We start from the raw sequence: 25,352 nt of genomic DNA on the forward strand, positions 1-25,352 counted from the left end.
CGAAAACGTTTCAGAGATGGTATATAACCATGAACAATGCTTTAATTCTTATTGTTGAGGATGAGCCCGAAATTGCTGAAATCATCGAGACGTATCTGTCTCGCGAGGGGTTTCGCGTTGTCACGGCAGGTGACGGAACTGTCGGGTTAGGGCATCATCTTCGTCTTCGCCCTGATCTCGTGGTCCTCGATATTAAATTGCCAGGACAGGACGGCTATGAGGTTTTGGCTGCAATCCGCCGCCGCGGCAATACGCCAGTCATTATGGTGACCGCGTTGGCCGAAGACTTGGATAAGCTGCAAGCTTTACGTATCGGAGCCGATGACTACGTTGTTAAGCCTTTTAATCCGCTTGAGGTCGTAGCGCGTGTGAAAGCCGTCTTGCGAAGAAGTATGGGCGCGCCGACTGAACGTTTGTTGCGCGTGGGGCCGGTAACCGTGGACTTACAGGCGTATCGTGTCACGGTTGAAAGGGACACAGGTCCTCTCACGCTTGAGTTAACAAAGACAGAGTTCCGTATTCTATCCTATATGGCTGCAAGTCTGGGGAAGGTTTTTGAGCGCTCGGAGTTGGTTGATGCGTGTCTGCCCGAAGGTGAAGCGCTCGACCGGACTGTGGATAGCCATGTGAGCAATTTACGCCGCAAGTTAGCTGCCGCCGGAGCTGATGGATTGCTTACTGGAGTGCGCGGCGTTGGATACCGCTTGGACAATACAAATGGGTAAAAACTTAAACTCATTGATTGTGCGTGCGATGATAATGCTTACGCTGTTGGCGTTCGCTGTGGTTTACTTCGGGCTGACGGCTTACTTTTTTTTCATTTATGAATGGCTTTATCCCGATTTCACCAATGATGACGTGCTTCGGACGGGCGATATCATAACTCTGGGCCTTCTCTTAGGAGTGGGTATATCGACAGCTTCAGTGCTTGGATGGGTTCTTGCAAAGCGGATTGTCGACCCGTTGAAGTCGGTTGCGAATGCGGCGCGCAAGATTGCAAATGGTGATTTCTCTGCACGCGCCAGTTTACGACACGAAAACTTCGGCGAGGCAAGGGATTTGGTTAATGACTTCAACCAAATGGCGGAGCGATTGCAGCGTGCTGAGGCTGAGTTGCAATATTCCAATTCAGCGATCGCGCATGAGTTGCGGACACCGCTGACGATACTTCGCGGGCGCCTGCAAGGTCTGCTGGATGGAGCCTTTTCACCCAGTAGTGAATCCTATGCACGCCTTATCGGGCATGTTGACGACCTGTCGGCAATTGTCGAGGAATTGCGCACACTCGCACTTGGTAACGCTGGCAAACTTGACCTGCAGTGCACCCAATTTGACTTAGCGACAGAGGCTGAGAGCGTTCTTGCATCGCTGGAAGATCAGTTCGAAAAATCTGGGATAAAAACGGTGTCCGCGCTTGGCCAAGCAGTTACAGTCGCTGACCGTTGGCGTGTGCGGCAGGCTTTCATAGCCTTGCTTGAGAATTGTTGCCGTTACGCACCGCAAAGCACAGTGTCCGTCGAGACCGGCGTCGCAGGCGAATACGTTTTTTTCCGCTGTGGCGACACGGGGCCAGGCCTCTCCGAGGAAAGCCGATTACGGGCTTTCGAACGCTTCTGGCGCGCTGACGATTCAAGGGGACGGGGCAGGGGCGGATCCGGACTCGGCCTATCAATTGTGAAAGCGATTGCACAGGCACATGGAGGGGACGCCCGTATTCTCCCCCTTAAAAACTCCGGCTTTGGGATCGAAATCCGCATTCCGATCCGAGAAACCACGGCTTCGAATTGAGAGAACCAATGTCTCCAGCGCCTCAAAACCCAGACGATTATGATAGTCTTGCCGCGCAGCACGTCTCATTGCGGCGTGTGTTAGCACTCTTCAGGCCTTACCGGAAAAGGATCGCGACTGTTATTGTGCTGATGTTGATCGCATCGGCAACCGGATTGGCAGGGCCTTTTCTTTTGCGTGCGATTATCGATGACGCATTGCCCCGAAATGACCTTAAACTGTTGAGCTTGCTTGTGGCAGGTATGATCCTTGTCGCGCTCGTGTCAGCCATAATCGGCGCATGGCAGGTGGTTCTAAGTTCACGTATCGGACAGGCTGTACTGCATGACTTGAGGGTGAGATTATACGCCCATCTCCAGAATTGGACTTGCCCTTATTTAATGGAGAGGTTCTGTCACTAATTTACGGTTCATTTTCTCGAACTGGATCGGTGATTTATATCCTTGTGCAGAATGCCTGCGCACAGGATTTGAGACGCCGTCAATTTATTCGCCAATGGCGTTGATCGGTTATTTCTGGTCCCGTCCGTCACAAGTGAAGTCCTGATCCAGAAGATTGGGAGCGACGGGCTTACCATGATTGCTGTCGGTCGTGCGTTTGAAGCGTGTCTTCTGCCGGGCCTTATGACCATTTTCACGCATCAGCCGCGCCGTGCGGTGACGACTTGCTCGAATACCTTTTTCATTCTGGCCCACTGACAAAATAATGGAGAGATAAAGCTGTAAGGGTTATTGACTGGAAATCTAAATCTGCTCCGCGGCTCATAAATTTTAAACTGCTCTGAATTGGAGACAGTACTATTTTATTGAATATTTCTTGTTCTTTCACACTGATTATTCCATACTTTAATTTTGATATTTGAGGCACATTAATAAGCACGTATCCATTTGCAAAAGTCGTCTCATTCCAATCTCCACCTGCGTAAAATGTTTGGATTGATGGTCATCTTACCCAATTGATCAGAACGCAAATGTGCTTGATGCGAAGGTGCAGTGCCGCCATAATGTTTAAGCTGCAAAGATTAGCTCCATAGCGTATAGTCATTGACAAGCTGCAATTGTAAGGAACGAGCAGACCACAGGTCATAGCTGATCTTGATCATTCTCAAGTTTATGCGCCGAGTCTGATGATGTTGACGCGGCAGCCTTTCAAAACAATCGTTCGTTGACTGGGTTTTCTGCTCAAGCTTTTCGTTTGCGCGTGAGCATAGGTCCGTATTCGAGGACATAGAGACCAAATCCCAGCATCCATAGCAGTGCGGAACCCGCAAGAAATGTATGGAAGAAGTTTGGCATCATTTCAGCAAAAGGCCTGATAATGGCTGCGAGAATGACGCACAGATAGGCAATTTGTGTTGTTAGCGTTGCTGTCAGCGGTCTGCCTGTATGACCGCGTGTGGCACGCGTCATTACTGCAAGCATCATGCAGCCGATAACCCCAACCGTCATGACATGAAGCGCTGAAAAGGGGTTGAGCTTCCCAAGCGCCGCGCATGCAATGGCAATATAACCTGCTGGTACGAAAGCGTAGGCAACATGCAGCACAAGCAGAAGCTTTTCGCGCGCGACTGTCCAGCCGCGCCAGCGATAAAGACGGATTGTGTGAAGTATCGCCGTTATGATTGCGAGAACTGCAGTCAGCGTTGATTCAGGTATTGTGACCCATGAAAGAGAGGCTGCAACGCCCACCAAAATGCACAATCCGTCATAGCGGTTGAATGGAACTGGAAACAGCGTTGATCCGGTCTTGTTGAGCCAGTTTCGTGTGAAACTTGGAATAATGCGTCCGCCGATCAGCATGATTAACAACACATAGGCACTGACGCCGATACGGTTTGCCATTGCAACGTTACCACCGCTCAGAGCTAGATAGTGAAATGCGATGTTGGCGAACGTAACAACGCCCACAGCGATCAAAACTTTAAGGTTTTTCCATTGATGTCCGGCGATGATTTCGCGCGCGCAAATGAAAAGCAGCATTGGCAGAAACAGGCTTTCGATCCCAACAGCCAGATACAGGTTTGTGATTTCGGGATTGAGAAATACCAGACGACCGAGAAGCCATGCACCAAAAAGGATTGCAAGCGGCATGCCGGAAACTGGCAGCCTTCCAGTCCAGTTGGGAACCGCTGTTAGCAGAAAGCCTGCAAGAACAGCAGAAGAAAAGCCGAAGACCATTTCATGGGCGTGCCAGTTGAGTGCACCATAGGCACCACCGACAGACAGGCCAAGCGTCAGTGAAAATATCCAGAGCAGCATTGCCAGAACTGCCCAGATGGCCCCGCCCAGAAAAAATGGGCGGAAGCCATAACTAAAAATTGCCGGTCCGGTTTTTTTGAAACCGCGCGCTATCGCGCCGCGCCGTTCGGAGGGCTTAGCTGCGGGGGCAGCAAGCAGACCTTCCTGTATTGCCATAATATCCTCGTCACCTGACCGGTTTTCTGCAATTTAGAGCCGTCTGTTACTGAGCGCTGGCAATTGCCTTCTCTAGTCTTGCCTGCACAGGCTTTGGCTTCTTGGCTGCAACGATCCCTTCAAGATTTGCTGGATTGTCGCCAACAACGAGCAGTGCAACCATACCCATTGCATAATGCGGTGTGCATTTGACGAAATAAGCGCCGGGTTCTGTGACGGTCAGTACGTAATTTTCGTTGACTTTGCTTTTGAAAGCATCAACGCCTTCTGGGATCATTCCTTTGATCGACTCAACATTGTGCCCCTTATCAGTAGGGATGAATGTTATCGTGTCGCCGGGATTTGCCTTGATATAAGAAGGCTCGAAAACCATTGCGCCTTCTGCGCCCTTATTAAGCATGTGGACTTCGATATTTTCAGCCATGACGGGGGCCACCATCATTAGGCTGAGAGTTGCCGCGGCGAACGAAATTGCAAATTTACGCATCTGTTTGATCTCCATAGCTGGCTTGGACGACTTCACAACGATGCCCATTCGCCAGGCTGATGTAGATTTAGAACGGCTCGAGACTCATATCTTTGATTGAGATCAAATAGATTTAAATAGTGGAGAATAAGACTCACATATCGCTTTCAGCAATGTGCTTGAGGCGCCTCAGATCACGCACGATCAGGGATTTTCGGCCACCTTCGACCCAGCCTTTGCCCTGCCATTGGCTGATGATGCGCGAAACTGTGTGCAAAGTAGTTCCGGTCAATTCTGCAATGTCCTGCCGCGAGACGGGAAAATCGATGCGGATACCGCTATCTTCTTTTACACCCGCTTCATCAGCAAGCCGGATGATCGCATGAGCAACGCGCTGCTCGACTTCCTGTGTGGAAATTTCGCGAATACGCGAATGGGCAGCGTCGAGACGACTACCGATCATCTGCATGGTCTTCACGGCTAGCGTCGGGTGACGTGCCATAAATTCGGTCATTAGCTCCATCGGCCATGCAAGGACGCTGCTATCGACCAGTGCAAGAGGCGTGCCGGGATAATCCTTGCGTCCCAGCGCAAGCGCAAAGCCAAACAGATCGCCGGGATTGACCACCCGAACGATGAGTTGCTGTCCGTCAGCAGTGACCTGGGTTACTTTCAAACGACCATGCACCAGAATATAGAACAGCTTGGCCTGTTCGCCCTGCTGGAAAACCGTGCGGCCTTGCGGAACTGATCTGTGTGTGGCTTGCTCGAGCAGCTTATCGAAAGCTGGCGGTTCCATACCTGCAAAAACAGGAAGGGCACGCACCATATTTTTCAGCATTGTATCGGCAGCCATCTCTTACTCCAGGCACTTGGACTGCATCATGATCAACAATGCAACAAGCTGTTGGGAATTTAAGAGAGCGCTATCAGACCCGAGGTGTTAAATAAATAGTATTATGCGCCCTCTTGCATGTAGTTAGTTGCAAAAGGGCGCATTCATTCGATTAATATTTAGCTTTAAGGCCCACAAAGAACCCGCGTCCATCGCCGGGCAGAAACGCAGCCTGATCGGGCCGAGCCTGATCAACAATCAGCGTTGAGCTTGCATATTTTTCGTCAAAGACATTGGTGACTTCGCCGAAGAACAGAAGGTTATCGCTGATTTTCACCTCTGTACGCAGATCAACCACGGCATAGGGATCGGAATAGAGCGTGTTCATATTATCGACGGGCGTTTTTTCAGGCACCCATTGAACGGCACCCTGCAAAGTCCAGCGGTCGTTAACTTCGTAATTGAGCACCGTGTTGATGATCTGGCGAGGGGCACCGGCAAGTCGGTTGTCACCGCGAAGCGGATCATCATGGAAGCGGAAGTCCTGATAGGTATAGGCGACCCGACCGGAAATTCGATCAGTGATCTGTGCTGCCAATCCAAGCTCGATACCAAAATGTCGTGTATCGTCGGCATTGATCGCGCCCAGTGAGGCGCCTGTAACGTCGCGCAAGCTCAACAACTCATTGTTGACCCATGAATAATAACTCGTCACATCCCATGCAAACAGCCCCATTTCGGAGCGCCAGCCTGCTTCGATCGTTGTTGCGGTCTGTGCATCAAGATCGGGTGCGCGTAAAGCATCGGCTACCGCAAACGGTGCTCCGGGGTTTGGCCGTCCGGCACTGCTGTTGGGCGTACCATTGATGGTTGCCAGAAGATCGTCATGTGTTGGCGGTTCAAAGCTGCGGCTGACGGCGGCAAAGAATGTGTTGGTGTCATCAGGCTTGTAGCTCACGCCAAGGCTTGGGCTCCAGCCCTGATAATTGCGGTCGTAGCTGTTATTGTTTGTTGGAACTGCACCGTTGGGCAAACGTACCGTTGGATTGGCGGGATTGTAGGCAATGGTTGGCCGTGTTGAAAGGCTGTAAGTGTCGTCATTCTTGCGCGTTGCGTAGGCGTAGGACAGTGCTGGAAAGACGGTAATTGTATCGTTGAGCGGAACGTTGAAGCCAGCATGAAGCGAGAGTGTGCTGGCATCGAGATCGTTTTCACCAAACTGCGCGCCCTGTGTGCCGGATTGATTGATGTAATAATTGCGGTCTGTGGAACCGATGGAATATTGCGCAGTCGTTTCAAAAAGAGGCAGGGGCGCTGCATCGTCGTGTCTATATGCGTAACGGACAACACCGGTGAAATCGCCACCCTTGGTTTCGCGGATCCCCGCGGAAATCGGGAAGCGGAATGTGTCGTCCGTATAGGTGTAACCCATCGCGAAATCAAAAAGATGCGCGTCGAATTCGGCTGTGGTGCGTGAACCGATCAGGAGTTGTTTTGCATCGCGCCGTGGCCTGTCACGCAGAACATTTGGGCCGGCATTGATCGCGCCGCCCGGTATGACTGTCGGACCGGTGTGAACCTGACGTGGATCGGATTCGAGTTGGCTTTTGGTGAGAGGCCCGGACACATCAAAGCCAAGATCGGTATAGCCCCAGAAGAAGCGGGTCTTGATATTATCGTTCACCTCAAAGCCGACATTGCCGCCAACGCTCACGCGTTCGGATTGGTTATAATCACGAAAACCGTCGCGACGTGTGTAATCGGCCTGAAACAGCCCATCCATCGTGCCGGTCTGAAAGCCTGCTTTGCCGGAAACGCCGACCTGTCCAAATGAGCCGCCGCTGACGGTTCCCTGCATGCCCTGATATTGCGCGCCTGTGGGCGATACGAAATTGAGTGCGCCACCCAGTACAGTCGCGCCAAGCCGATTGGCCATATAGCCGCGATAGACTTCTATCGTTTCCGCAAGGCTGGGGTTTGCAAATCCGACCGCGTAAGATCCGTCTGCACGATTAAGCGGCAAACCGTCCTGAAGCATTAGAATGCCACGCTCGACCGGATTTTGTTGCAGGCCGGAACCACGGATCTGAATGCGCGGCTGGTCGTTGCCGCCAAAGAAGTTCTGCACAACCACACCCGGAACAGAACGCAATGCACGCGATACGGTCTCGTTTGCGGTCACGACCCGATCACTTTGTTCGACAAGTGCAACACCGCCCGGCATTGCATCGAAGCGCTTTTTCAAGGCTGCGTTATCGTCGGCACCGATGATGATCGGATCAAGCACAATTGATGATCCGGGTAATGCTGATTGCGCCAGAGCAAAGCCGCATGCACCGAACAGTATTAATCCGGTCGATGTCAGAAGTTGCAGCATACTCCGTTGGTGAAAGCCTCCTGGCTTTGAGGTGCTCTGTTCAATCCGCATGAATATTCCCCTGCAATTGCGAGCGCCCCGCGCTCCTAATGATAGGCGGCAAATAAACATGAGGGAATTTCTCTTCTTTGATCCAAATCAAAGAGGGGCGCCAACCACAGTTATAATGATGGGAAAAATCTGAACCCATTGGAGTGGACAATGAGTGAAACGCTAAGGGCTGTCATGACCGCGCCCTTGAACAGACGTGCTCTGCTGACCAGTCTTGCTGCCATTCCGACAGGCTTGCTGGTTTCACAGCTTATGGGCGGCTTCGGCGCAGCGCACGCCGATACACTGGAAGAGCTGGTGATCTATGGCCCACCGGCCGGGCCATCGATCATTCTGGCTGAGGCGCTGGCATCAGGCGAACTCAATGGCCTTGCTAACAAGACCAGTTTCAAAGTCTGGCGCAGCCCTGATGAAATGCGCGCAGGCCTCACTTCTGGCACAATGTCGGCGGTGGTTCTGCCGGTTCAGGTCGCGGCAAATCTCTATAATCGCGGGATGAAGCTCAAGCTTCTCAACACGATGACTGATGGTTTGATCTATATTGTTTCAGACGATGCAGCGCTCAACACTATTCCTGCGCTCAAGGGCAAACGGCTGGCTGTGCCATTCAGAAATGATATGCCTGACCTTGTTCTAAAGCGCTTGCTTGCTCATTACGGATTGTCACCGGAGACAGATGTTTCTCTTGAGAACACGTCGTCGCCGGTTGAGGCAATGCAGATGCTGCTGACAGGTAAGGTCGATGCAGTTCTAGCGCCTGAGCCCGCCGTTTCTGCTGCCACCATGCTTGGTAAAGCCGCAGGCAAAAATATCAGTCGCACCATCGACGTACAAAAGCTCTGGGGCGAGGTGACGGGGAAAGCACCAATTCTGCCGCAAGCAGGATTGGTGCTGACGGATAAGCTCCTGACAGAGCATCCCGACTTAGCGGATCGTTTGCAGAGTGCTCTGGAAGCGGCTGCGCAGCGCGTGAATGCTGAGCCTGCAAAGGCTGCGGGCATTGCAGCGCAATCGCTTGATTTCCCCGAACCGGTTCTCGCTGCATCCATCGCAACGTCGCGCCTTACGGCGACGCGCGCCAGCAAGGCGCGGCCTGCAATTGAAACGATGCTTGAAACCCTTGCATCGAATGATCCTGCTATCATCGCCGGTAAATTGCCGGATGACGGCTTCTACCTTTAATTGGAAATAGTATGACGAGCTGGGCTGACAGGGTAGGGAGGACAGGACGCTTTCTCTGGTCCGCATGGTCGGGCCTTGCAGCATTAATGTTGCTGGCAGCACTCTGGCAGGTCGGTCATGAGACCTATGGCGATTTTATCCTGCCATCACCTTTAGCAACGTTTCACGCTGCAATCGCATTGCTGGGCGATCATCATGCATGGGAACTCACCTTCCTCACGACACGTCGCGCGCTGAAAGGCTTTGCTTTCGCATCGGTTTTTGGTGCCAGTCTTGGTCTGGCTGCCGGTTATTTTCCGGCAGTTCTGCGGCTGGCAAAGCCGCTCGTCACCGTGTTGCTCGGGGTTCCGCCTATAGCGTGGATCGTGCTTGCCATGATCTGGTTTGGCTCAACGGACGGAACTGTTGCCATGACCATTCTCGTATCCTCATCGCCGCTCATTTTTGTTTCCGTTGCCGAAGGCATCATAACGCGTGATCGTAAGCTTGACGATATGGCGCGTGCCTTTGGTGCAAGCGGCTTAAAGCGGTTGACGACACTTAGTTTGCGCCATGTTTCGGCCTATCTGTTTCCTGCGCTCGCCGTATCCCTCGGCTCGGCCTTCAAGGTGGCGGTCATGGCAGAACTGCTCGCCAATGTCGGCGGCATTGGCGGTGAACTGGCGCGCAATCGTGCCAATCTCGATATTGCCGGTTCGCTTGCCTGGGTACTGATCGCTGTAACGGCGCTGATCGTGATTGAATACGGGTTGATCCATCCAGTTCGTGCCGAATTTGAACGCTGGCGTATTGCTGCGCAGCCATGGGGCGTCAAGCGTTGAGGTGGTTGTGATGACAGTGCTGGAACTTGATCGTATCGGACATGCATATTTCGGGCGCACCGTGCTCGATCATATCAGTCTCGATTTAGAAGCGGCTGAGATAGTCGCGCTGGTCGGACCGTCAGGCTGCGGTAAAAGTACGCTTATCCATATTGCGGCTGGTATTGTCGATCAGCGCTATGGGCGGATCAGACGCCACTATAGCCGGCACGGCATAATCTTTCAGGAGCCGCGCCTGCTGCCATGGGCAACGGCGAATGACAATATTGCCTATCCGCTGCGTATCGCAGGCATGAAGCGGCGTGATCGTGATGAGGCAGTGAAGCGTGCGGCAAACCGCGTGGCTTTTGAGCTTACTGATCTTGATAAATATCCGTCCGAACTATCGGGCGGGATGCAGCAGCGTGTCGCCATTGCCCGTGCGCTGGTCATTGAGCCGGATTTCCTGTTATGCGACGAGCCGTTTACCGCGCTCGATGTCGCACTCAAACGCCGAATGCAGGATATTATCATCGATGCGGGGCGGACGACCCGCTTTGCCGCGATATTCGTAACCCATGATCTCATGGAAGCAGCTCGTATTGCGCACCGGATTGTCGTGCTCAACAGCGATGGCAACGGTATTGCGGGCGAGCGTAGGCTACGGCTGTTGCCGGGCCAGCGTTCGGACGAAGACGTGTTTGCGACTGTGCAGGATTTTCTCAAACACGATCCGATTTTCCGTCATATTGACGATGTTGATGAGCGGAGGCGGCCATGACTGCCATCACAGAGCGGCCAGCACAGCCATTAATAGACATATTGACGGATGAAGGCTTCCGACTTTTTTTCCCGCTTGCAGCACTTTACGCAGCACTCTGGCCATTTCAATGGGTACTGTTTTTTGGCCTTGATCTGCCGCTTGTGCGTTCCACGCCGCCAGCGCTTTGGCATGCACATGAGATGATTTTCGGCGCCTTTGGCGCTGCACTCATGGGCTTTATTACCACGGTAGTTCCTGAATGGACCGACACGAAACGCTTGCAGGGCAGGCCGCTTCTCGTGCTCGCAGCCCTCTGGTTGACGGGGCGTTTGGTTGGTTTTCTGGGGGCTGACAGCCTTGGGCTTATTGGTGCATTATGCGACCTTGCATGGCTTGGCTTTCTTATTGCCTACATGCTCAAGCTCACCATTGTGCGGCGCACTGACCGGCTGCTGGCGTTCATCGGCTGGATCGTAGCGCTGACGTTTTGCGAGGCGCAGGTGCGATACGGTTTCCTTGTCGAGAATATTGAACTGGCAGGCCAGATGCTGCGCATCGCCGGACTGGTGTTTCTCGGGCTTCTTGGCATTGCGCTGGCACGCATTACGGTGCCGATTACCAATCTGGTGCTGGATCCAACGCGTAGCATTGCCCCCTTTCGCCCGCATCCCGGCAGACTTAATCTGGCACCGGGACTGATCGTGGTTGCAGTCGTGGTCGATCTGTTTGGCTTTTCACCTGAAACATGCGGCTATCTGCTGATTGCAGCGGGTGCTGCTTTTATCGACCGTGTGGGCGAAGCCTTTATCGGCAAAGAGGCCTTGCGTGCTGAAATCGTAGCACTTGCTGGTTCTTCCGCTTTGGCAGGTATTGGCTTGTTACTGAGTGGAGCTGCGAAGCTTGGCGCACCTGTTCCCGAACTTGCAGGCCTGCATGTGGCGCTGATGGGTGGTCTGGGGCTTGGTGTTCTTGCGGTCTTCTGTATCGCGGGTCTGCTGCATACGCATCAGACGCTTGGTCTGCCACGCGCGGCCAAGCTTGCGATTTTCCTTCTGACTGCAGCTGATTTTTTCCGTGTTTTGCCGGATATGAGCTTTATGCCGGAGTTGCCGGGTTCACCTTATGCGCCGACAGCAGTTTTATGGGGGGCTGCATTTCTGTTGTGGCTCAAGAGCTATTGGCCCGCAATACGCGTGTTGCAAAGCGGTGATAACCAGCTTGGCTGATAATCAATATCAGCCAAATACTTCGCGTTGTTCGGATTTGGCTGCGAGCAGCGCTTCAATCATCAGCTTTTCCGACAGAATGTGACGGCGAAGGCTCTCAAGAAATCCACGGATCATATACGACACTGTCTCAGGAGCGCGCGTGCTTTTGCCTTCTGCAATCGCTGTCAGAGTCTGTGCAAGTTCATCAGCCGCCAGCCGATCACAGCGGTGCTCGGCCTTCAGACGTTCGATGATAACGCCCGCAAAATGAGAATTAGCTTGCTGACTAAAATCAGGGAAAAGCACTTTTTCTTCCAGCGCATGGGTCTCGCCGACAAGCTGTGGAATGAAAGCCGCCAGCCTTAAATAATCTTGCGGTGAGCAATTGCTTTCCAGCTCTTCCGCTGTTTCTTCCAATTGCAGGCACAGATTAAGCAAATCGCCATGATGCGCTTCAAGATGACTCACATCGGACGCGTGGAGTTGAGAGGTTTTCTCCATGATCACTGGCCCAGAAAAAGAATGACGGCGATGACAATGGACGCTGCAACGGCTGAGAGTGTGCCAGCCCCCTGCAAAGCACCCATCCGGTAAAGCACCAGCGAAAAGCCTATGATGACGGGCGTTGCTATCAACAGCCCAAACTGTGCTTCTGTCATTGAAACATTCCTTTGTTTTGAAAACGCACAATGCATCCGCAGTGCCGATTTTTCTTTGCCAAAACGCAAAGAAGGCGTGTGCGCTGCGCGCTAGGCATGGCCATGCTTAGAATAGAAGAAGCGTCCTTTGCGGCAAAGATTTCAGATGATGTAGGGCAGGATAATTTCCTCCTTTGGATACTCGTCTGGAGTGAGCTCATCACTTTTGCAATTTTACTGATTGCGTTCATGGTGATGTCGATCATCAACATTGAAGGTGTTGCGCAATTGCGCTCACATCTCAGTCCCGGGCTGGCAGCGACCAATACGGTCGTTTTGCTGATGAGTGGCTGGCAGGCAGCGATTGCTGTTCGCAGGCGTCATGATACTGACAGGGTCCGGCGTCCGCTTTTATACGCCGCATGTTTCGGCGTTGTTTTCGTGGCTGTGAAGCTCGTCGAATATTCGCATGAAATTGGGTTCGCGGGTGATGAAGCCGCCGGTTCTTTCTTTGAACTTTATTTTCTGCTGACCGGCTTTCACCTCATGCATGTGTTGTTCGGTTCCGTCATTCTGGCGCTTGTCGCATGGCGACCGTCTCCATCCAATGTCCTGCTCATTACCACGCTCTGGCACGCGATTGATCTCGTCTGGCTGGTGATGTTCCCGGTTCTCTATCTTGCATGAGGCAATAAAGTGATAATCCACAAACACACTTCGCTTAACCGCACGATCATCATTTTGCTGGCACTTGCCCTGAGTGGCGCGCTGGTTGCGAGTTTCAGTCACGGTGTGCTTGCAGCGATCGTCGTTGTGCTGGTTCTTGCTTTTGCAAAAGGCTGGTTCGTCGTGCTTGATTTCATGGAAATGCGCGGTACCAGAGGCGCTTTGAAACCTGCTTTACTGGCTTGGCCAGCAATTCTGCTAATGCTTGCACTCGCGCGTTCTGTCGCAGTGCGGCTCTTCCTTTAAGCAACTGTTGTGGTCTTTGCCAAATCGCAAAGACGGCTTTTCACCTCCCGATAGAACAGTGCTGTCCCGCGATGCTGGAGAGGGGATTCACCAGCCAAACCATTGATGGGGATTAGAGCGCATCCCGAAAAGTGTGAAACGGTTTTCGGAAAAAGATGCGCGTTAAAATAAATATTCAGAGCGAAACGGCTCTGAATGCCGAGGCTATGCCTTAGGCCAATGAGAAAGGACGAAGGGGATGGCAGAACGCCTAACCAAGACCGGCGCCCGAAACGTCTTCTATGGCGGTTCCATTTTCTTTTTCGCGATCTTCGTGGGACTGACGGCGCACAGCCATTACTACATGAAAACAACATCCACGGATGAATCTACACTGACTGAAGGGGTCATACGGGGCAAGCACGTCTGGGAAAAGAATTCCTGCATCAATTGTCACACGCTGCTGGGTGAGGGCGCTTACTTCGCCCCTGAGCTTGGCAATGTCTGGAAACGCTATGGCGGGGAAGACGATCCTGAGGGCGCACGCGACACTATGAAAGCGTGGATGCAAGCGCAGCCGACCGGCATCGAGGGACGCCGCCAGATGCCGCAGTTCAACCTCACTGAGCAGGAACTCAACGATCTGGCTGATTTCCTTGAATGGACAAGCCGCATCAAGACGCAGAACTGGCCACCGAATGACGCAGGCTGAGGCGCGGATGAACGGAGTTTTATGATATGAAATATGAAAGCCAAAAGGTTGCGATGCTCTATTTTTATGGAGCACTCGCCTTGTTTGTTGCGCAGGTCGCGTTCGGCGTTGTCGCCGGTTTGATCTATGTGCTCCCTAACACGCTCTCCGAGCTTCTGCCGTTCAATATTGTGCGCATGATCCATACCAATGCGCTGATCGTCTGGCTGCTGATGGGGTTTATGGGTTCGACCTATTATCTTTTGCCGGAAGAAACAGAAACTGAGCTTTACAGCACAAAGCTTGCCGTCATCCAGTTCTGGATGTTCTTTGTGGCAGCCGGTGTCGCGGTTGTGGGTTATCTGTTTAAAATCCACGAGGGCCGTGAGTTTCTTGAACAGCCCTTTATCATCAAAGTTGGTATTCTTGTCGTCTGTCTGATGTTTATGTTCAACATCACTCTGACCGCCTTGAAAGGCCGCAAAACGACAGTCACCAATATTCTGCTGTTTGGTCTTTGGGGTCTGTCGCTGTTCTTCCTCTTCGCCTTCTATAATCCGGTCAATCTCGCCATCGACAAGCTTTACTGGTGGTATGTGATCCATCTTTGGGTTGAAGGCGTGTGGGAATTGATCATGGCTTCGATCCTCGCCTTCCTGATGATTAAGCTCAATGGTATCGACCGCGAAGTTGTTGAAAAGTGGCTCTATGTCATTGTCGGTTTGGCCCTGTTTTCCGGCATTCTTGGTACTGGCCACCACTATTACTGGATTGGCGCACCGGGCTATTGGCAGTGGATTGGTTCTTTGTTCTCGACGCTGGAAGTCGCCCCTTTCTTCACCATGGTAATCTTCACCTTCGTGATGACGTGGAAAGCCGGTCGCAAACATCCAAACCGTGCGGCACTTCTGTGGTCGATCGGTTGTTCGGTGATGGCATTCTTCGGTGCAGGCGTATGGGGCTTCATGCATACACTGTCCTCGGTCAACTATTACACGCACGGCACACAGCTCACCGCAGCACACGGCCACCTCGCTTTCTTCGGTGCCTATGTGATGCTCAACCTTGCAGTTATGGCCTATGCGATCCCGGAAATTCGTGGACGTGCGCCTTATAATCAGATGCTCTCGATGGTGAGCTTCTGGGCCATGTGTACAGCGATGTCGGTCATGACCTTTGCGCTCACATTTGCCGGCGTGGTGCAGACCCATCTGCAACGCGTGCTGGGCGAAAATTTCATGGTTGTGCAGGATCAACTCGCGATCTTCTACTGGATGCGTCTTGGTTCTGGCGTTGTCGTGGTGATTTCGGTCTTCATGTTCATCTGGGCCGTGTTGGTTCCGGGCAAGGAACGCCGCGAAAACGTAACTGGTTTCGTACAGCCTGCTGAATAATCAATGCTAAAAGCCCCGTCGTCCGGCGGGGCTTCTTCATTTAACAAATAGGAAGACGGCCATGACCAGCACAATTAATTCCGTTTTGAAAAGCGTTGAAACAATTGACGCTTCCATTCCCGCTTATAGCCCGTCTGGCAATGAATGCGCCTTGTTTGAAATGGCGTGGAAGCGAAAGCTGCCGCTGCTTTTAAAAGGCCCGACAGGTTGCGGCAAAACCCGTTTTGTCAGCCACATGGCGGCAAAGCTTGGCCTGCCACTTTCAACGGTTTCCTGCCATGACGATCTGGCGGCGGCCGATCTTACGGGACGTTATCTGCTGAAAGGCGGCGACACCCATTGGGTGGATGGACCATTGACACGGACAGTACGCGAGGGCGGCATTTGCTATCTCGATGAGATTGTCGAGGCACGCAAAGATGTTACTGTGGTTCTGCATCCGCTGACCGACGACCGCCGTGTTCTGCCGCTGGAACGCACCGGCGAACTGCTTGAAGCACCGGACCGCTTCATGCTCGTTGTTTCTTATAATCCCGGCTACCAGAACTTGCTCAAATCACTCAAGCCAAGCACGCGTCAGCGTTTTGTGGCCATTGAATTCGACTTCCTGCCGAAAGAGCAGGAAATTGCAGTGGTGAGCGAAGAAAGCGGCCTTGATGCGAAGTCCGTCGCGCCGCTTGTTGCTCTTGCCCATCGTCTGCGCGGTCTGAAAGGACATGATCTCGAAGAAGGCGTTTCAACGCGTCTGCTGGTTTATTGCGCTTCACTGATCGATGCGGGGATGTCACAACGAGAAGCAGCGCGTGCGGCCATGATCGAACCGCTCACCGACGAGCCGGATGTGAAGGCAGCTCTTCTGGAAATTGCTGATGCAATGCTGAAATAGGCGGGCATATTATGCTGGATTTTCTGGAGCTTGAGGAAACCGTTGGTCGGGCTTGGCATCGCCTTATCGGCAAAACCGGGTCATGGCCGCAATATCCTGATCAGGCGGTAAAGCTTGCTGATATTCGCCAAAGACTTGCGATTTGCTTCCGTGGTTTTGGCGGCGATATTGCTGTTCAGATTGCGCCTGCGCGGGCGCGAACTTCCGGGCATAGGCTAGGATTGCGACAGCGCATGGCTTTGGGTGAGGAGAAACTCAACCATCCTTTGCGTGATGAAGCAACGCTGATGTTGCCGCCTGAAATAGCGCTGTTTCCTGATCAAAGGCTCAATTACGATCTATATGTTTGGCTGGCAGGTTACATGGCGGTCATGCCGATGGATTTGACTGCAATACCAGATGATCCGTTACGCCGCGATCTGGCATCGCTTGATATAGCGACAGAGACGACGCTTAAAACCTGCATGTTATTTCCTGGATTACAGGATCGGTATGCGCGGCTTTGCGATGCCGTACTTGCCGCACGACCAAAGCGGCCGTTAAACCAGCTTGAACTGCTTGTTGAACAGCGCGTTCTGTCATTGCTAAAAGAAGGGGCAGGGCTGCCGGATTTCAGCTTTGCGGCGATTGTTCCGCATCGTGCACCAGCGGGCTATTTGCCGATCCTGCCAGTGCCGCTCTGGCCGGGTCTGATCCGACGTGACGAAACCGCATCACGTTCAGATGCAGACGAGCCCGTGCGCAATTCCAACGCGCAAGGTGTTGAGACAGGGCGGCAGATTGCACAGCGTGAAAAGCAGGATAGTCGTCAAACGGATCGAAGTCCTTTCATTCTCAATCGGTTTGAGAAAATTTTGGCGATGGCTGAAATGGTCAGCGTCGATAGGCCTTCGGATGACAGCGACGAGCAGAGTGCAAAATCCGCTGATGAACTTGATGATCTGACACTGGGCGAACGTAAGGGCAAACCCGCAGCGCGCTTTCGGTTTGATCTTGATCTGCCGCCGGAGGCGGTGGCTCATAGTTTGCTGGACGCAAAACTTACCTATCCTGAATGGGATTATCGCAAGGCAACCTATCTTCAGGATCATTGCAGTGTATTGGCAGCACCAGTGCAGGACCGCGATGAGGCACTCGAACTCGATGATGAGGCGCGAAGTCTAGTGCGAAAAGTGCGGCGTCAGTTTGAGATTTTGCGACCCGGTCGTGAGATGATGCGTGCGCAGCTCGACGGCAACGATCTTGATCTTGACGCGGTTGTCCGCTCGCGCTGTGATTTTGCGGCAGGCGGGCAGGGCAGCGAGCGCGTGCATCTGATGAGCCGTCCGCAGGCGAACGATCTGGCGGTGACTATTCTTGTAGATGTTTCGCTATCAACCGATGCATGGGTTGATAACCGGCGAGTGCTGGATGTGGAGAAAGAAGCGCTGCTCGTGCTGGCCAACGGCATTGCCGCTTGTGGCGACCGCTGTTCGATCCTGACATTTACTTCGCGTCGTCGCGCATGGGTGCGGGTTGAAACGGTGAAGGATTTCGATGAGCCATTTAGCAAGACGGTTGAACACCGGATTGCGGCGCTAAAACCCGGCTTCTATACGCGTATGGGTGCTGCGATGCGCCACGCAACTGCCAAGCTCAGCGAACAGCATAATCGTAAGAAGCTGTTGCTTTTGTTGACCGATGGCAAGCCCAACGATGTTGATCATTATGAGGGTCGCTTTGCTTTGGAGGATACACGGAGGGCGGTCAGTGAAGCGCGGACCCAAGGGATTAATGTCTTTGCCGTGACTGTGGATCGCGAAGCCAATGCTTATCTGCCCGCACTTTTTGGGCATGGCGGCTATTCTCTGATTGCAAAATTGTCCAAGCTTCCGGCAGCTCTTCCTGCAATTTACCGCATGCTTGCGGGCTAGAGTTCCAATAGTCTTATTTTTTATCTTGTTTGAGATGAAACAAATCGCCCCCGCATCATCCAGTTTAGAATTGGTTTCATGATGATGCGGGGCTGTCATCATCATCTTTCGATAGCCGACGGCCATGGATGACCCTGATGACAAGCGAACCTGTTTCCACGATCAATATTACCGATGTACGCACCATTCCGCCTATCTCTCGTCACGCGACCATTTTCGCGATGATTGATGATCTGGAGTCGGGCCAAACGTTGCAGATCGTCAACGATCATGATCCGGTTCCGCTGCGTTATCAGCTTGAAAACCGTGATCCGGGTGTCTTCTCGTGGGAATATAAGGAAAGCGGTCCGGTGTGGCGCGTAGAAATTGGTCGCCCAAAGAACCATTCCCATGATCATGCCGATGGCCAAGAATGCACTTGTGGTAACCATTAATCCCGCTTTTTGATGAAGGCCTGCCATGTTCGGTGCCGCGCTTTCCCGATGGACACTCTCATATGTCGCTGCCTCGCTGTTTTTCCTGAGTGTAGGAATGGCACTCATGGCGGGAGGTTTCGGCTATCCGTTTGATGATTTACGGGCACCGGAAACACTCATCGTGGTGCATATTATCGCGATTGGCTGGCTTTCATTGTTGATGTGCGGGGCATTGTTGCAGTTCGTGCCTGTGCTGGTCGCAAAGCCTTTGCAACTGAGCGGTGCGGAGCTTCCGGCATTGCTGTTTTTGCTGACCGGCCTTTGCGGACTAATCGCCAGCTTCGCGGTTCTCGCAGGCATTATCGATCTTCCGTTATGGCTGATGCCTCTCTCAGCGCTGTTTCTAATAGTAGGCTTTGCAATCATTATCATAATGCTTGGTAAGACAATCTGGATCGCAAGGCCTCTAACGCTGCCAGCACGTTTTGTCGTCGTCGGTCTTGTGTGCTTGCTGGTTGTGGTTGTTCTGGGAAGCCTCTTCACACTCATGTTGTCGAGCATGCTTGAGCAGATTTTTTTGATGGAAATCGTTTCGTCAGGCCTTTCGACCCATGTCATTTTGGGGCTTGGCGGTTGGATGACCTTTACAGCGATGGGTGTCAGTTATCGTCTTTTAAGCATGTTTATGCTTGCGCCGGAGCCTGCAAAACGGACGACGCAACTGGTCCTGGCAGCAGGTGTTGCCGCTCTTGCTTTACTGGCTTTCGTGACGGTTTTCACAACAGGGGGCTATGATCGAATTGATATTGCTCTCATGGTGGCGCTGGCACTGGGCGTTACCAGTATCGGACTCTACGTCCATGATGTGCATTCGATTTATGGCCAGAGAAAACGTAAAAATATTGAGTTGAATAGTGCTGCATCTGTTCCGGCCTTTGCCGCCATGTTGCTTTCGCTGCCCGTCGCAATTGCTCTGCCTTGGGTCGGCACCACGGATGGGGTTGTTGCAGCGCTGGTCTATCTTTTTACATTTGGCTGGCTAACCGGCCTAAGTTTGGCACAGCTATACAAGATCGTCCCGTTCCTGACATGGCTTGAATGCTATGGTCCGGTGATGGGGAAAATTCTGACGCCGCGCGTGCAGGACATTGTGGTTGAAAGCCGGGCAAAGCGGTGGTTCTGGGTGTATTATACAGGTGTTGCCATTGCCGTTGTCGCGCTCATCGCCGGGCAGACGCTCGCATTCAGGGTGGGTTGTGCGTTTAATCTTGTTGCAATTCTCGCTTTGTCATCTCATTTCATTCGCGCGCGGCGACTGATGGATGTGCCGGAAGCCGTGAAGCTTCCAAATGTTATTACGGTTCCACATCTGATTTACGCTGGCGGGCCAGTTTCGAGAGGGAGAAAATGACAGTGTCAGTCTACGAATTGATTCCACATGAGCTTGATGTGGGCCCACTCCTGAAAGCTGGCGTCGAGCCGTTTCAGGCAATTATGGGCGCTGTCGAAGGACTGGCTGCCGGACAAAGCCTTATTTTAATTGCTCCATTTAAGCCGGTACCTCTCTTTGCAGTCATGGAACGCAAGGGGTTCTCTGCCAAAGCGGAAGCAATTGGCGATGGCGATTGGCAGGTTTTGTTTGCACCCATTGGACAAGACACGCCAGTTGTGCAGATTTCCGATAATGCTGGTTCGCCTGATGACTGGCCGGAGCCTTCGCAATATCTTGATTGCTCGGATATGGATCCGCCACAGCCGATGGTCAGCATTCTTGCGGAAGTCGAGAATATGCAGACAGGCGAGGTGCTTTTTGCACTTTTGCATCGCGAGCCGTTGTTTCTGTTTCCTGAACTTGAAAAGCGCGGCCACCAATGGGTGGGGAATTTCGACGAAACAGGTCAGGCTTATCGCATTATGGTGCGCGTCGGAACAGCGTGAGGAACGATGATGCAAAGTGAACAACTCCACCGGCTGGAAGATGATGTACGCAATGCATTGCGCATTGTGATGGACCCTGAACTCGGCATTAATCTCGTTGATCTTGGCATGATCTATATGATCACTGCGCATGCGAATGGTGATGTGTCGGTAAAAATGACGACAACCACGCGTGGCTGTCCCGCAGCCGGATTTCTGACGCAAGCCGTACAGACTTGCGTTGAAGAAGTGGCGGGTGTTTCTCATGCAGACGTTGAACTGATCTATGAACCGGCATGGTCGCCAGATATGGCCATCCCCGAAGCACGCGCCCGTTTTGCGGTGCCAGATTTCTGATGCCTATCTCAGCGCCTAAATTCACAAAAGCAGCTCCTTTCAGGGCTGCTTTTATCGTTTTGGAGACGAAAGGAATTGTCAGTAAAGAACTGTTCTAGACTGGGTTAAGCATATCATGTGAACGTAATCAGGGTGCTTAATTGTTATTTTTTCTCTCCTTACTTGTTCTGGCGCAAATGGCGAAGTTAAATCATTATTTTTTATTTTAACCATATGATTTATAACGGTAATTATTATTAGAATAATCAACGGATGTTGATCATAAACAATGAGCCTCAGCGGTATCGGCCTATAACTATAGTGACAGAGCGAACAGAGCGCTCGGTCCTATCGGAAGGAGAGAATCGATGGGTGACCACATCAATATTAATCGTCGTACAATTTTGGCAGGAGCAGCTCTTGCAGGCGCACTGGCACCAGTTTTGGCGACAAGCTCAGCCTGGGCTACAGGAACCTTGAAAAAGGCAAGTGCCGCAGAAATTGCAGCGCTTCCACGCGAAAAGGTTGAGCTGGTTAAGCCTCCTTTCGTGCATGCGCATAGTCAGGTTGCAAACGGCGGTCCCAAGGTGGTTGAATTCACCATGGTGATCGAGGAAAAAAAGATGATCCTCGATGATGCCGGCACAGAAGTTCATGCGATGACATTCAACGGCACCGTGCCGGGGCCGCTTATGGTGGTGCATCAGGACGACTATGTTGAACTGACGCTCATCAATCCTGAAACAAATACACTGATGCACAATATTGATTTCCATGCGGCAACCGGCGCGTTGGGTGGTGGGGGGCTCACAGAGATCAACCCGGGTGAAAAGACGGTTCTGCGGTTTAAGGCAACCAAGCCTGGTGTGTTTGTTTACCACTGCGCACCTCCCGGAATGGTTCCATGGCATGTCACATCGGGCATGAATGGTGCAATCATGGTGCTGCCACGCGAAGGCCTGAACGATGGCAAGGGCAATCCACTGATTTATGACAAGGTCTATTATGTCGGTGAGCAGGATTTCTATGTTCCGCGCGACGAGGAGGGCAATTACAAGAAGTATGACGCGCCCGGCGATTCTTATGAAGATGTTGTCAAAGTCATGCGCACTCTTACACCAACCCATGTCGTCTTTAATGGCGGTGTAGGTGCACTGACAGGCGATAAGGCCATGACAGCTAAGGTTGGTGAAAAGGTTCTGATCGTCCATTCGCAGGCTAACCGCGATACGCGTCCGCACCTGATTGGTGGACATGGGGACTATGTCTGGGCAACCGGCAAGTTTAACACGCCACCGGATGTTGATCAGGAAACATGGTTTATCCCAGGTGGTGCAGCGGCAGCAGCCTTCTATACCTTCCAGCAACCGGGCATTTATGCCTATGTGAACCATAACCTGATCGAGGCTTTTGAATTGGGTGCTGCTGCTCACTTCAAAGTAACGGGTGAATGGAACGACGATCTGATGACGTCAATACTGGCACCATCGGGCATGTAAGCCTGACATGACAGCCAATAGTTCGGGGGACATGAGAGCACTGGAGGCTCGTCTCCCGGACGACTGATCCTGTAACTGATCGTGTGAACATCATGAAACAGAATGCAAAGAAAAAGCTGCGCGATCTTGGCGTCGCTGTTCCGGCTGTCCTTCTTGCTGTCGCTAGCGCGCTCTTCGTGGTCGATGCGGCGGGGCAGATCGGGGCTAAAGCTGAGGCATCCGAGATTAATCGCCCGCAAACCGTGACGGTTACTGCACGAAGCATGACCTATCGCGCGGATGGCGATTTTCAGAAGAACAATTATCCGACCGATGCACCGTTGACGACACGCAGGCTTGGCCGGGCATTCGAGATTATGAAATATCAGGTTACGGTTGCAGACTATGCCAAGTGCGTAAGCGATGGTGCATGTGTTGCAGCCGATACTCAGTCTAAAGCGGCAAATGCCGCGCAATCGACCCATCCGGTTGTTGGCATCAGCTATGATGATGCAGAGGCTTACGCGCGCTGGCTTTCGGACAGAACGGGCGAAGTGTGGCATTTGCCGACCGACGAGCAATGGGTTTTCGCTGCGGGGTCGCGTTTTGCCGATGATGCTCTAGGCGGTGATGACAATGGCAGTGTTAATCCAGCGCTGCGCTGGTTGCGCGATTATGAAAAGCAGAGCGAAAGCAAAAAGGATCGCGATCCGGCGGTCCGTCCGGTGGGCAGCTTCGGTGAAAACGAGCTTGGTATAGCCGATATTGGTGGCAATGTGTGGGAATGGACCACGACTTGTCACCGTCGTGTCAATCTTGATGCATATGGCAAGATAGCAAGCGAAAACGTGGTTTGCGGTGTCTATGTGGTGAATGGCAAGCATCGTGCAGCGATGAGTTCGTTTATCCGTAACCCAAAATCCGGGGGGTGCAGTGTTGGTTTGCCGCCTGATAATCTCGGATTTCGCCTTGTCCGCGACGGGCGCTGGTATGCCCCTGTGCTCAAGCGGTTAAGAGCCCTTTCGGTGTAACCTTAATTAATGAATCGCCACAAGTTTTTGCCCCTAAACGCATGCTTTTCCTGCTTAATTATGCTAAGTAGGAATAGGGATTCAGAGTAGGGGTATTCGAATGGCCACGATTGATCGCGGTCTTGTCAGGAAATTATCATTATTCGCCAAAATGGGGGACAATGAGCTGGATAAGCTTGTCTCCTATGCTTCGTCGCGACGTATTCCGCAGGGTGAATCCATTTTTGAACAAGGTGATGAAGCGGTAACGTTTTATCTGCTGCTCTATGGACGTCTCAAGGTTAATCAGGTCACTTCTGACGGGCAGCAGATTATCGTTCGCATGGTGCATCCGGGTGATCTTTTCGGCTTTGCCAAAGCTCTTCAGCGCAACGACTATCCCGGCACTGCCATGGCAGTCACAGAAAGCATTGTGCTCGGTTGGCCCACCGAACTGTGGGATTATTTCGTCGAGCAGAATCCCGGTCTTGCGATGAATGCAATTCAAACAATTGGCACGCGTCTTGAGGAAGCGCATACGCGCATCCGAGAAATGTCAACGGAAGAAGTCGAGCGCCGCGTCGCCCATGTTGTGTTGCGTCTGGCCCAGAAGGCTGGCAAGAAAGAAGACGGCGGTATTCGTATCGACTTCCCGATCACAAGGCAGGATATTGCCGAAATGACTGGAACTACGCTCCATACCGTATCGCGGATTTTGAGTGGATGGGAAACAAAAGGGTTTGTGCTTGGCGGGCGTCAGAAGCTGACGGTGATCGATGCGCAGGGCATCAGGAAACTTGCGGAAGGTGAAGTTTAAGCGCCTGAGTTTGATGCAAATTTTAAATGATAAAAGACCGTTCTTTTAAACGAAAGCACGGTCTTTTTGCTTTTAGAGTCTTAGCCATGCATGACTGATGCAGTCTTCTGACGACTGACATATGCTGCACCGATGCCACCATGCAAAAAGCCGTTGGAAAGCGGCGCCGCCGGATAAATCTGCTGCAATCTCGCCAGCGCTTCCTCAGTATCGATTCGACCATGCAGGGCATCTTCATGAATTCTTGCGATGGAAACCATGTCGCAATCCTGCGGCGATAGCCTGAAACGCTGAACGCCTGCCTGTACAAGATTGGGAATATCTTCAATAAGTGACTGGCAGGTGTGAGAGAGCGTCTGCACACCGTTGAGCGCCAGAAATGGCTGACTGTCGAGGGTTTTAACGGGCAATCCGTCTGGCTCTTCACCACAGACAAACTGGCAATTGTCTTTGATGTGGCCTTTGGAGCGGGCATGGGCGCAACGTGCCGAGATCGCCAGCGGAATGCGTCCAAAAGCGAACACCTCAAAGGCTATTTCCGGCGCACCTTTGATAATTTCACGAATGGAATTCAGAGGCAGTTCTGGCGGAAGGCAAATGGATGTTGCGCCACGCGCTGCCAGAACTTTTGCCGTTGCGGAATTATACACATTAACCAGTGGGCCGACGATATGCGGCTTGCCTGCGAGCAATCCAAGCGCTGAAAGATCATTGGCCTCAACCGGAAAGGGTGAATCCTCTGCCGTCTGGCACACATGTTTTGCTTCGCGTTCCAGCATGACCAGTGCGAGTGAGCCAAGGCTCACGCTCTTACCGGCATTTTGCAATCGCTCAATTACTTCTTCCATAAAGGGATCAATGAAATGAAAGCGCTTGGAGCAGACGATTTCACCGACCGTCACATGTTCAATCGGGGATTCATCAGCAATGCGAAAATAGAAATCTCGCCATTTTGGTCCGTCCCATAAAAAGAGAATAGGACCCAGGCTAAGGCTGGGCGTGGAGCGTTGAGCTGACATGA

Annotated in this window: 27 protein-coding genes and 1 pseudogene; 20 read left to right on the forward strand and 8 right to left on the reverse strand. The window is 52.3% G+C overall.

The window, feature by feature from the left end:
• Positions 1-29 precede the first annotated feature (29 nt).
• The 3 genes from U2P60_RS19955 to U2P60_RS19965 are packed head-to-tail and all read left to right on the forward strand — an operon-like array spanning position 30 to position 2,189.
• Positions 30-725, forward strand: coding sequence for a response regulator (locus tag U2P60_RS19955; protein ID WP_413574133.1), 696 nt, complete (start codon positions 30-32; stop codon positions 723-725).
• Entirely contained in the window at positions 667-1,788 is a 1,122-nt protein-coding gene (locus tag U2P60_RS19960; protein WP_413574135.1) for an ATP-binding protein, read from the forward strand. The genes U2P60_RS19955 and U2P60_RS19960 overlap by 59 nt, the downstream gene beginning before the upstream one ends.
• A gap of 8 nt (positions 1,789-1,796) precedes the next feature.
• A complete protein-coding gene (locus U2P60_RS19965) occupies positions 1,797-2,189 on the forward strand; it encodes an ABC transporter transmembrane domain-containing protein (protein WP_413574137.1) in 393 nt (130 codons plus the stop codon).
• Between the two features lie 111 nt (positions 2,190-2,300).
• On the opposite strand, the pseudogene U2P60_RS19970 reads toward U2P60_RS19965, so the two are convergent.
• The 5 genes and pseudogenes from U2P60_RS19970 to U2P60_RS19990 all read right to left on the reverse strand — a co-directional run.
• Positions 2,301-2,471, reverse strand: a pseudogene (locus U2P60_RS19970) (IS3 family transposase); the annotation flags it as partial.
• A gap of 498 nt (positions 2,472-2,969) precedes the next feature.
• On the reverse strand, positions 2,970-4,202 hold the full coding sequence (locus U2P60_RS19975) for an NnrS family protein (RefSeq protein WP_413574139.1): 1,233 nt from the start codon (positions 4,200-4,202) through the stop codon (positions 2,970-2,972).
• A 46-nt stretch (positions 4,203-4,248) separates the two neighbouring features.
• Positions 4,249-4,689, reverse strand: a complete 441-nt coding sequence (locus U2P60_RS19980) for a pseudoazurin (RefSeq protein WP_024899698.1) — start codon at positions 4,687-4,689, stop codon at positions 4,249-4,251.
• A gap of 133 nt (positions 4,690-4,822) precedes the next feature.
• The gene (locus U2P60_RS19985) at positions 4,823-5,524 is read right to left on the reverse strand and encodes a Crp/Fnr family transcriptional regulator (RefSeq protein WP_273729150.1); all 702 of its coding nucleotides are present in this window, start codon (positions 5,522-5,524) and stop codon (positions 4,823-4,825) included.
• Positions 5,525-5,675: 151 nt separating this feature from the next.
• Complete coding sequence (locus U2P60_RS19990; protein ID WP_413574142.1) at positions 5,676-7,880, reverse strand: TonB-dependent receptor family protein; 2,205 nt, start codon at positions 7,878-7,880, stop codon at positions 5,676-5,678.
• 201 nt (positions 7,881-8,081) lie between these two features.
• On the opposite strand from U2P60_RS19990, the gene U2P60_RS19995 reads away from it, so the two are divergent.
• Genes U2P60_RS19995 through U2P60_RS20010 form a run of 4 tightly spaced genes read left to right on the forward strand, consistent with a single transcriptional unit; the run spans position 8,082 to position 11,902 of the window.
• Positions 8,082-9,113 (forward strand): ABC transporter substrate-binding protein, encoded by a 1,032-nt coding sequence (locus U2P60_RS19995; RefSeq protein WP_413574144.1) that lies wholly within the window; start codon positions 8,082-8,084, stop codon positions 9,111-9,113.
• Between the two features lie 11 nt (positions 9,114-9,124).
• Positions 9,125-9,934: an ABC transporter permease gene (locus tag U2P60_RS20000; protein WP_313830163.1), complete on the forward strand. Its 810-nt coding sequence runs from the start codon at positions 9,125-9,127 to the stop codon at positions 9,932-9,934.
• 10 nt (positions 9,935-9,944) lie between these two features.
• The gene (locus U2P60_RS20005) at positions 9,945-10,694 is read left to right on the forward strand and encodes an ABC transporter ATP-binding protein (protein WP_413574145.1); all 750 of its coding nucleotides are present in this window, start codon (positions 9,945-9,947) and stop codon (positions 10,692-10,694) included.
• On the forward strand, positions 10,691-11,902 hold the full coding sequence (locus U2P60_RS20010; protein WP_413574146.1) for an NnrS family protein: 1,212 nt from the start codon (positions 10,691-10,693) through the stop codon (positions 11,900-11,902). Before U2P60_RS20005 ends, U2P60_RS20010 begins: the two co-directional genes overlap by 4 nt.
• Before the next feature lie 9 nt (positions 11,903-11,911).
• On the opposite strand, the gene U2P60_RS20015 is transcribed toward U2P60_RS20010, so the two are convergent.
• Positions 11,912-12,385: a hemerythrin domain-containing protein gene (locus U2P60_RS20015; protein WP_273729145.1), complete on the reverse strand. Its 474-nt coding sequence runs from the start codon at positions 12,383-12,385 to the stop codon at positions 11,912-11,914.
• 2 nt (positions 12,386-12,387) lie between these two features.
• Entirely contained in the window at positions 12,388-12,543 is a 156-nt protein-coding gene (locus tag U2P60_RS20020; RefSeq protein ID WP_250040501.1) for a hypothetical protein, read from the reverse strand.
• A 102-nt stretch (positions 12,544-12,645) separates the two neighbouring features.
• On the opposite strand from U2P60_RS20020, the gene U2P60_RS20025 reads away from it, so the two are divergent.
• The 13 genes from U2P60_RS20025 to U2P60_RS20085 all read left to right on the forward strand — a co-directional run bounded on the left by U2P60_RS20025 (position 12,646) and on the right by U2P60_RS20085 (position 24,331).
• Complete coding sequence (locus U2P60_RS20025) at positions 12,646-13,209, forward strand: cytochrome c oxidase subunit 3 (RefSeq protein WP_313830168.1); 564 nt, start codon at positions 12,646-12,648, stop codon at positions 13,207-13,209.
• A gap of 9 nt (positions 13,210-13,218) precedes the next feature.
• Positions 13,219-13,494: a cytochrome C oxidase subunit IV family protein gene (locus U2P60_RS20030; RefSeq protein ID WP_413574148.1), complete on the forward strand. Its 276-nt coding sequence runs from the start codon at positions 13,219-13,221 to the stop codon at positions 13,492-13,494.
• A 238-nt stretch (positions 13,495-13,732) separates the two neighbouring features.
• The gene (locus U2P60_RS20035) at positions 13,733-14,185 is read left to right on the forward strand and encodes a c-type cytochrome (RefSeq protein WP_273729140.1); all 453 of its coding nucleotides are present in this window, start codon (positions 13,733-13,735) and stop codon (positions 14,183-14,185) included.
• Between the two features lie 26 nt (positions 14,186-14,211).
• Positions 14,212-15,558, forward strand: a complete 1,347-nt coding sequence (locus U2P60_RS20040; protein ID WP_250040509.1) for a cbb3-type cytochrome c oxidase subunit I — start codon at positions 14,212-14,214, stop codon at positions 15,556-15,558.
• A gap of 73 nt (positions 15,559-15,631) precedes the next feature.
• Positions 15,632-16,444: a CbbQ/NirQ/NorQ/GpvN family protein gene (locus tag U2P60_RS20045; protein ID WP_413574351.1), complete on the forward strand. Its 813-nt coding sequence runs from the start codon at positions 15,632-15,634 to the stop codon at positions 16,442-16,444.
• Between the two features lie 11 nt (positions 16,445-16,455).
• Entirely contained in the window at positions 16,456-18,357 is a 1,902-nt protein-coding gene (locus U2P60_RS20050; RefSeq protein ID WP_413574151.1) for a nitric oxide reductase activation protein NorD, read from the forward strand.
• Positions 18,358-18,494: 137 nt separating this feature from the next.
• Entirely contained in the window at positions 18,495-18,791 is a 297-nt protein-coding gene (locus U2P60_RS20055) for a DUF2249 domain-containing protein (protein WP_413574152.1), read from the forward strand.
• A gap of 25 nt (positions 18,792-18,816) precedes the next feature.
• Positions 18,817-20,184, forward strand: coding sequence for a hypothetical protein (locus tag U2P60_RS20060; protein WP_413574153.1), 1,368 nt, complete (start codon positions 18,817-18,819; stop codon positions 20,182-20,184).
• A 2-nt stretch (positions 20,185-20,186) separates the two neighbouring features.
• Complete coding sequence (locus tag U2P60_RS20065; protein WP_413574352.1) at positions 20,187-20,711, forward strand: DUF2249 domain-containing protein; 525 nt, start codon at positions 20,187-20,189, stop codon at positions 20,709-20,711.
• Positions 20,712-20,720: 9 nt separating this feature from the next.
• Positions 20,721-21,047 carry a metal-sulfur cluster assembly factor gene (locus tag U2P60_RS20070; protein WP_313830667.1) on the forward strand — a complete coding sequence of 109 codons (327 nt, stop codon included), beginning with the start codon at positions 20,721-20,723 and terminating at the stop codon, positions 21,045-21,047.
• Between the two features lie 347 nt (positions 21,048-21,394).
• The gene (nirK, locus tag U2P60_RS20075) at positions 21,395-22,525 is read left to right on the forward strand and encodes a copper-containing nitrite reductase (protein WP_413574155.1); all 1,131 of its coding nucleotides are present in this window, start codon (positions 21,395-21,397) and stop codon (positions 22,523-22,525) included.
• An 89-nt stretch (positions 22,526-22,614) separates the two neighbouring features.
• Positions 22,615-23,535, forward strand: a complete 921-nt coding sequence (locus tag U2P60_RS20080) for an SUMF1/EgtB/PvdO family nonheme iron enzyme (RefSeq protein ID WP_413574353.1) — start codon at positions 22,615-22,617, stop codon at positions 23,533-23,535.
• A 100-nt stretch (positions 23,536-23,635) separates the two neighbouring features.
• Positions 23,636-24,331 (forward strand): Crp/Fnr family transcriptional regulator, encoded by a 696-nt coding sequence (locus U2P60_RS20085; protein WP_273729275.1) that lies wholly within the window; start codon positions 23,636-23,638, stop codon positions 24,329-24,331.
• An 80-nt stretch (positions 24,332-24,411) separates the two neighbouring features.
• Here the strand turns inward: U2P60_RS20085 and ubiV are convergent, their stop codons facing one another.
• Complete coding sequence (gene ubiV / locus U2P60_RS20090; RefSeq protein ID WP_413574157.1) at positions 24,412-25,350, reverse strand: ubiquinone anaerobic biosynthesis protein UbiV; 939 nt, start codon at positions 25,348-25,350, stop codon at positions 24,412-24,414.
• Positions 25,351-25,352 lie beyond the last annotated feature (2 nt).

It is taken from the genome of Brucella sp. H1_1004, assembly GCF_047308065.1.
GTDB classification, from domain to species: Bacteria; Pseudomonadota; Alphaproteobacteria; order Rhizobiales; family Rhizobiaceae; genus Brucella; species Brucella pseudogrignonensis_B.

Excerpts from the sequence above, each read along its gene's own strand:
- U2P60_RS19955 (WP_413574133.1), top strand. The coding sequence starts at position 30 with ATGAACAATGCTTTAATTCTTATTGTTGAGGATGAGCCCGAAATTGCT.
- U2P60_RS19960 (WP_413574135.1), top strand. The coding sequence starts at position 667 with ATGGATTGCTTACTGGAGTGCGCGGCGTTGGATACCGCTTGGACAATA.
- U2P60_RS19965 (WP_413574137.1), top strand. The coding sequence starts at position 1,797 with ATGTCTCCAGCGCCTCAAAACCCAGACGATTATGATAGTCTTGCCGCG.
- U2P60_RS19975 (WP_413574139.1), bottom strand. The coding sequence starts at position 4,202 with ATGGCAATACAGGAAGGTCTGCTTGCTGCCCCCGCAGCTAAGCCCTCC.
- U2P60_RS19980 (WP_024899698.1), bottom strand. The coding sequence starts at position 4,689 with ATGCGTAAATTTGCAATTTCGTTCGCCGCGGCAACTCTCAGCCTAATG.
- U2P60_RS19985 (WP_273729150.1), bottom strand. The coding sequence starts at position 5,524 with ATGGCTGCCGATACAATGCTGAAAAATATGGTGCGTGCCCTTCCTGTT.
- U2P60_RS19990 (WP_413574142.1), bottom strand. The coding sequence starts at position 7,880 with ATGCTGCAACTTCTGACATCGACCGGATTAATACTGTTCGGTGCATGC.
- U2P60_RS19995 (WP_413574144.1), top strand. The coding sequence starts at position 8,082 with ATGAGTGAAACGCTAAGGGCTGTCATGACCGCGCCCTTGAACAGACGT.
- U2P60_RS20000 (WP_313830163.1), top strand. The coding sequence starts at position 9,125 with ATGACGAGCTGGGCTGACAGGGTAGGGAGGACAGGACGCTTTCTCTGG.
- U2P60_RS20005 (WP_413574145.1), top strand. The coding sequence starts at position 9,945 with ATGACAGTGCTGGAACTTGATCGTATCGGACATGCATATTTCGGGCGC.
- U2P60_RS20010 (WP_413574146.1), top strand. The coding sequence starts at position 10,691 with ATGACTGCCATCACAGAGCGGCCAGCACAGCCATTAATAGACATATTG.
- U2P60_RS20015 (WP_273729145.1), bottom strand. The coding sequence starts at position 12,385 with ATGGAGAAAACCTCTCAACTCCACGCGTCCGATGTGAGTCATCTTGAA.
- U2P60_RS20020 (WP_250040501.1), bottom strand. The coding sequence starts at position 12,543 with ATGACAGAAGCACAGTTTGGGCTGTTGATAGCAACGCCCGTCATCATA.
- U2P60_RS20025 (WP_313830168.1), top strand. The coding sequence starts at position 12,646 with ATGCTTAGAATAGAAGAAGCGTCCTTTGCGGCAAAGATTTCAGATGAT.
- U2P60_RS20035 (WP_273729140.1), top strand. The coding sequence starts at position 13,733 with ATGGCAGAACGCCTAACCAAGACCGGCGCCCGAAACGTCTTCTATGGC.
- U2P60_RS20040 (WP_250040509.1), top strand. The coding sequence starts at position 14,212 with ATGAAATATGAAAGCCAAAAGGTTGCGATGCTCTATTTTTATGGAGCA.
- U2P60_RS20050 (WP_413574151.1), top strand. The coding sequence starts at position 16,456 with ATGCTGGATTTTCTGGAGCTTGAGGAAACCGTTGGTCGGGCTTGGCAT.
- U2P60_RS20055 (WP_413574152.1), top strand. The coding sequence starts at position 18,495 with ATGACAAGCGAACCTGTTTCCACGATCAATATTACCGATGTACGCACC.
- U2P60_RS20060 (WP_413574153.1), top strand. The coding sequence starts at position 18,817 with ATGTTCGGTGCCGCGCTTTCCCGATGGACACTCTCATATGTCGCTGCC.
- U2P60_RS20070 (WP_313830667.1), top strand. The coding sequence starts at position 20,721 with ATGCAAAGTGAACAACTCCACCGGCTGGAAGATGATGTACGCAATGCA.
- nirK (WP_413574155.1), top strand. The coding sequence starts at position 21,395 with ATGGGTGACCACATCAATATTAATCGTCGTACAATTTTGGCAGGAGCA.
- U2P60_RS20085 (WP_273729275.1), top strand. The coding sequence starts at position 23,636 with ATGGCCACGATTGATCGCGGTCTTGTCAGGAAATTATCATTATTCGCC.
- ubiV (WP_413574157.1), bottom strand. The coding sequence starts at position 25,350 with ATGTCAGCTCAACGCTCCACGCCCAGCCTTAGCCTGGGTCCTATTCTC.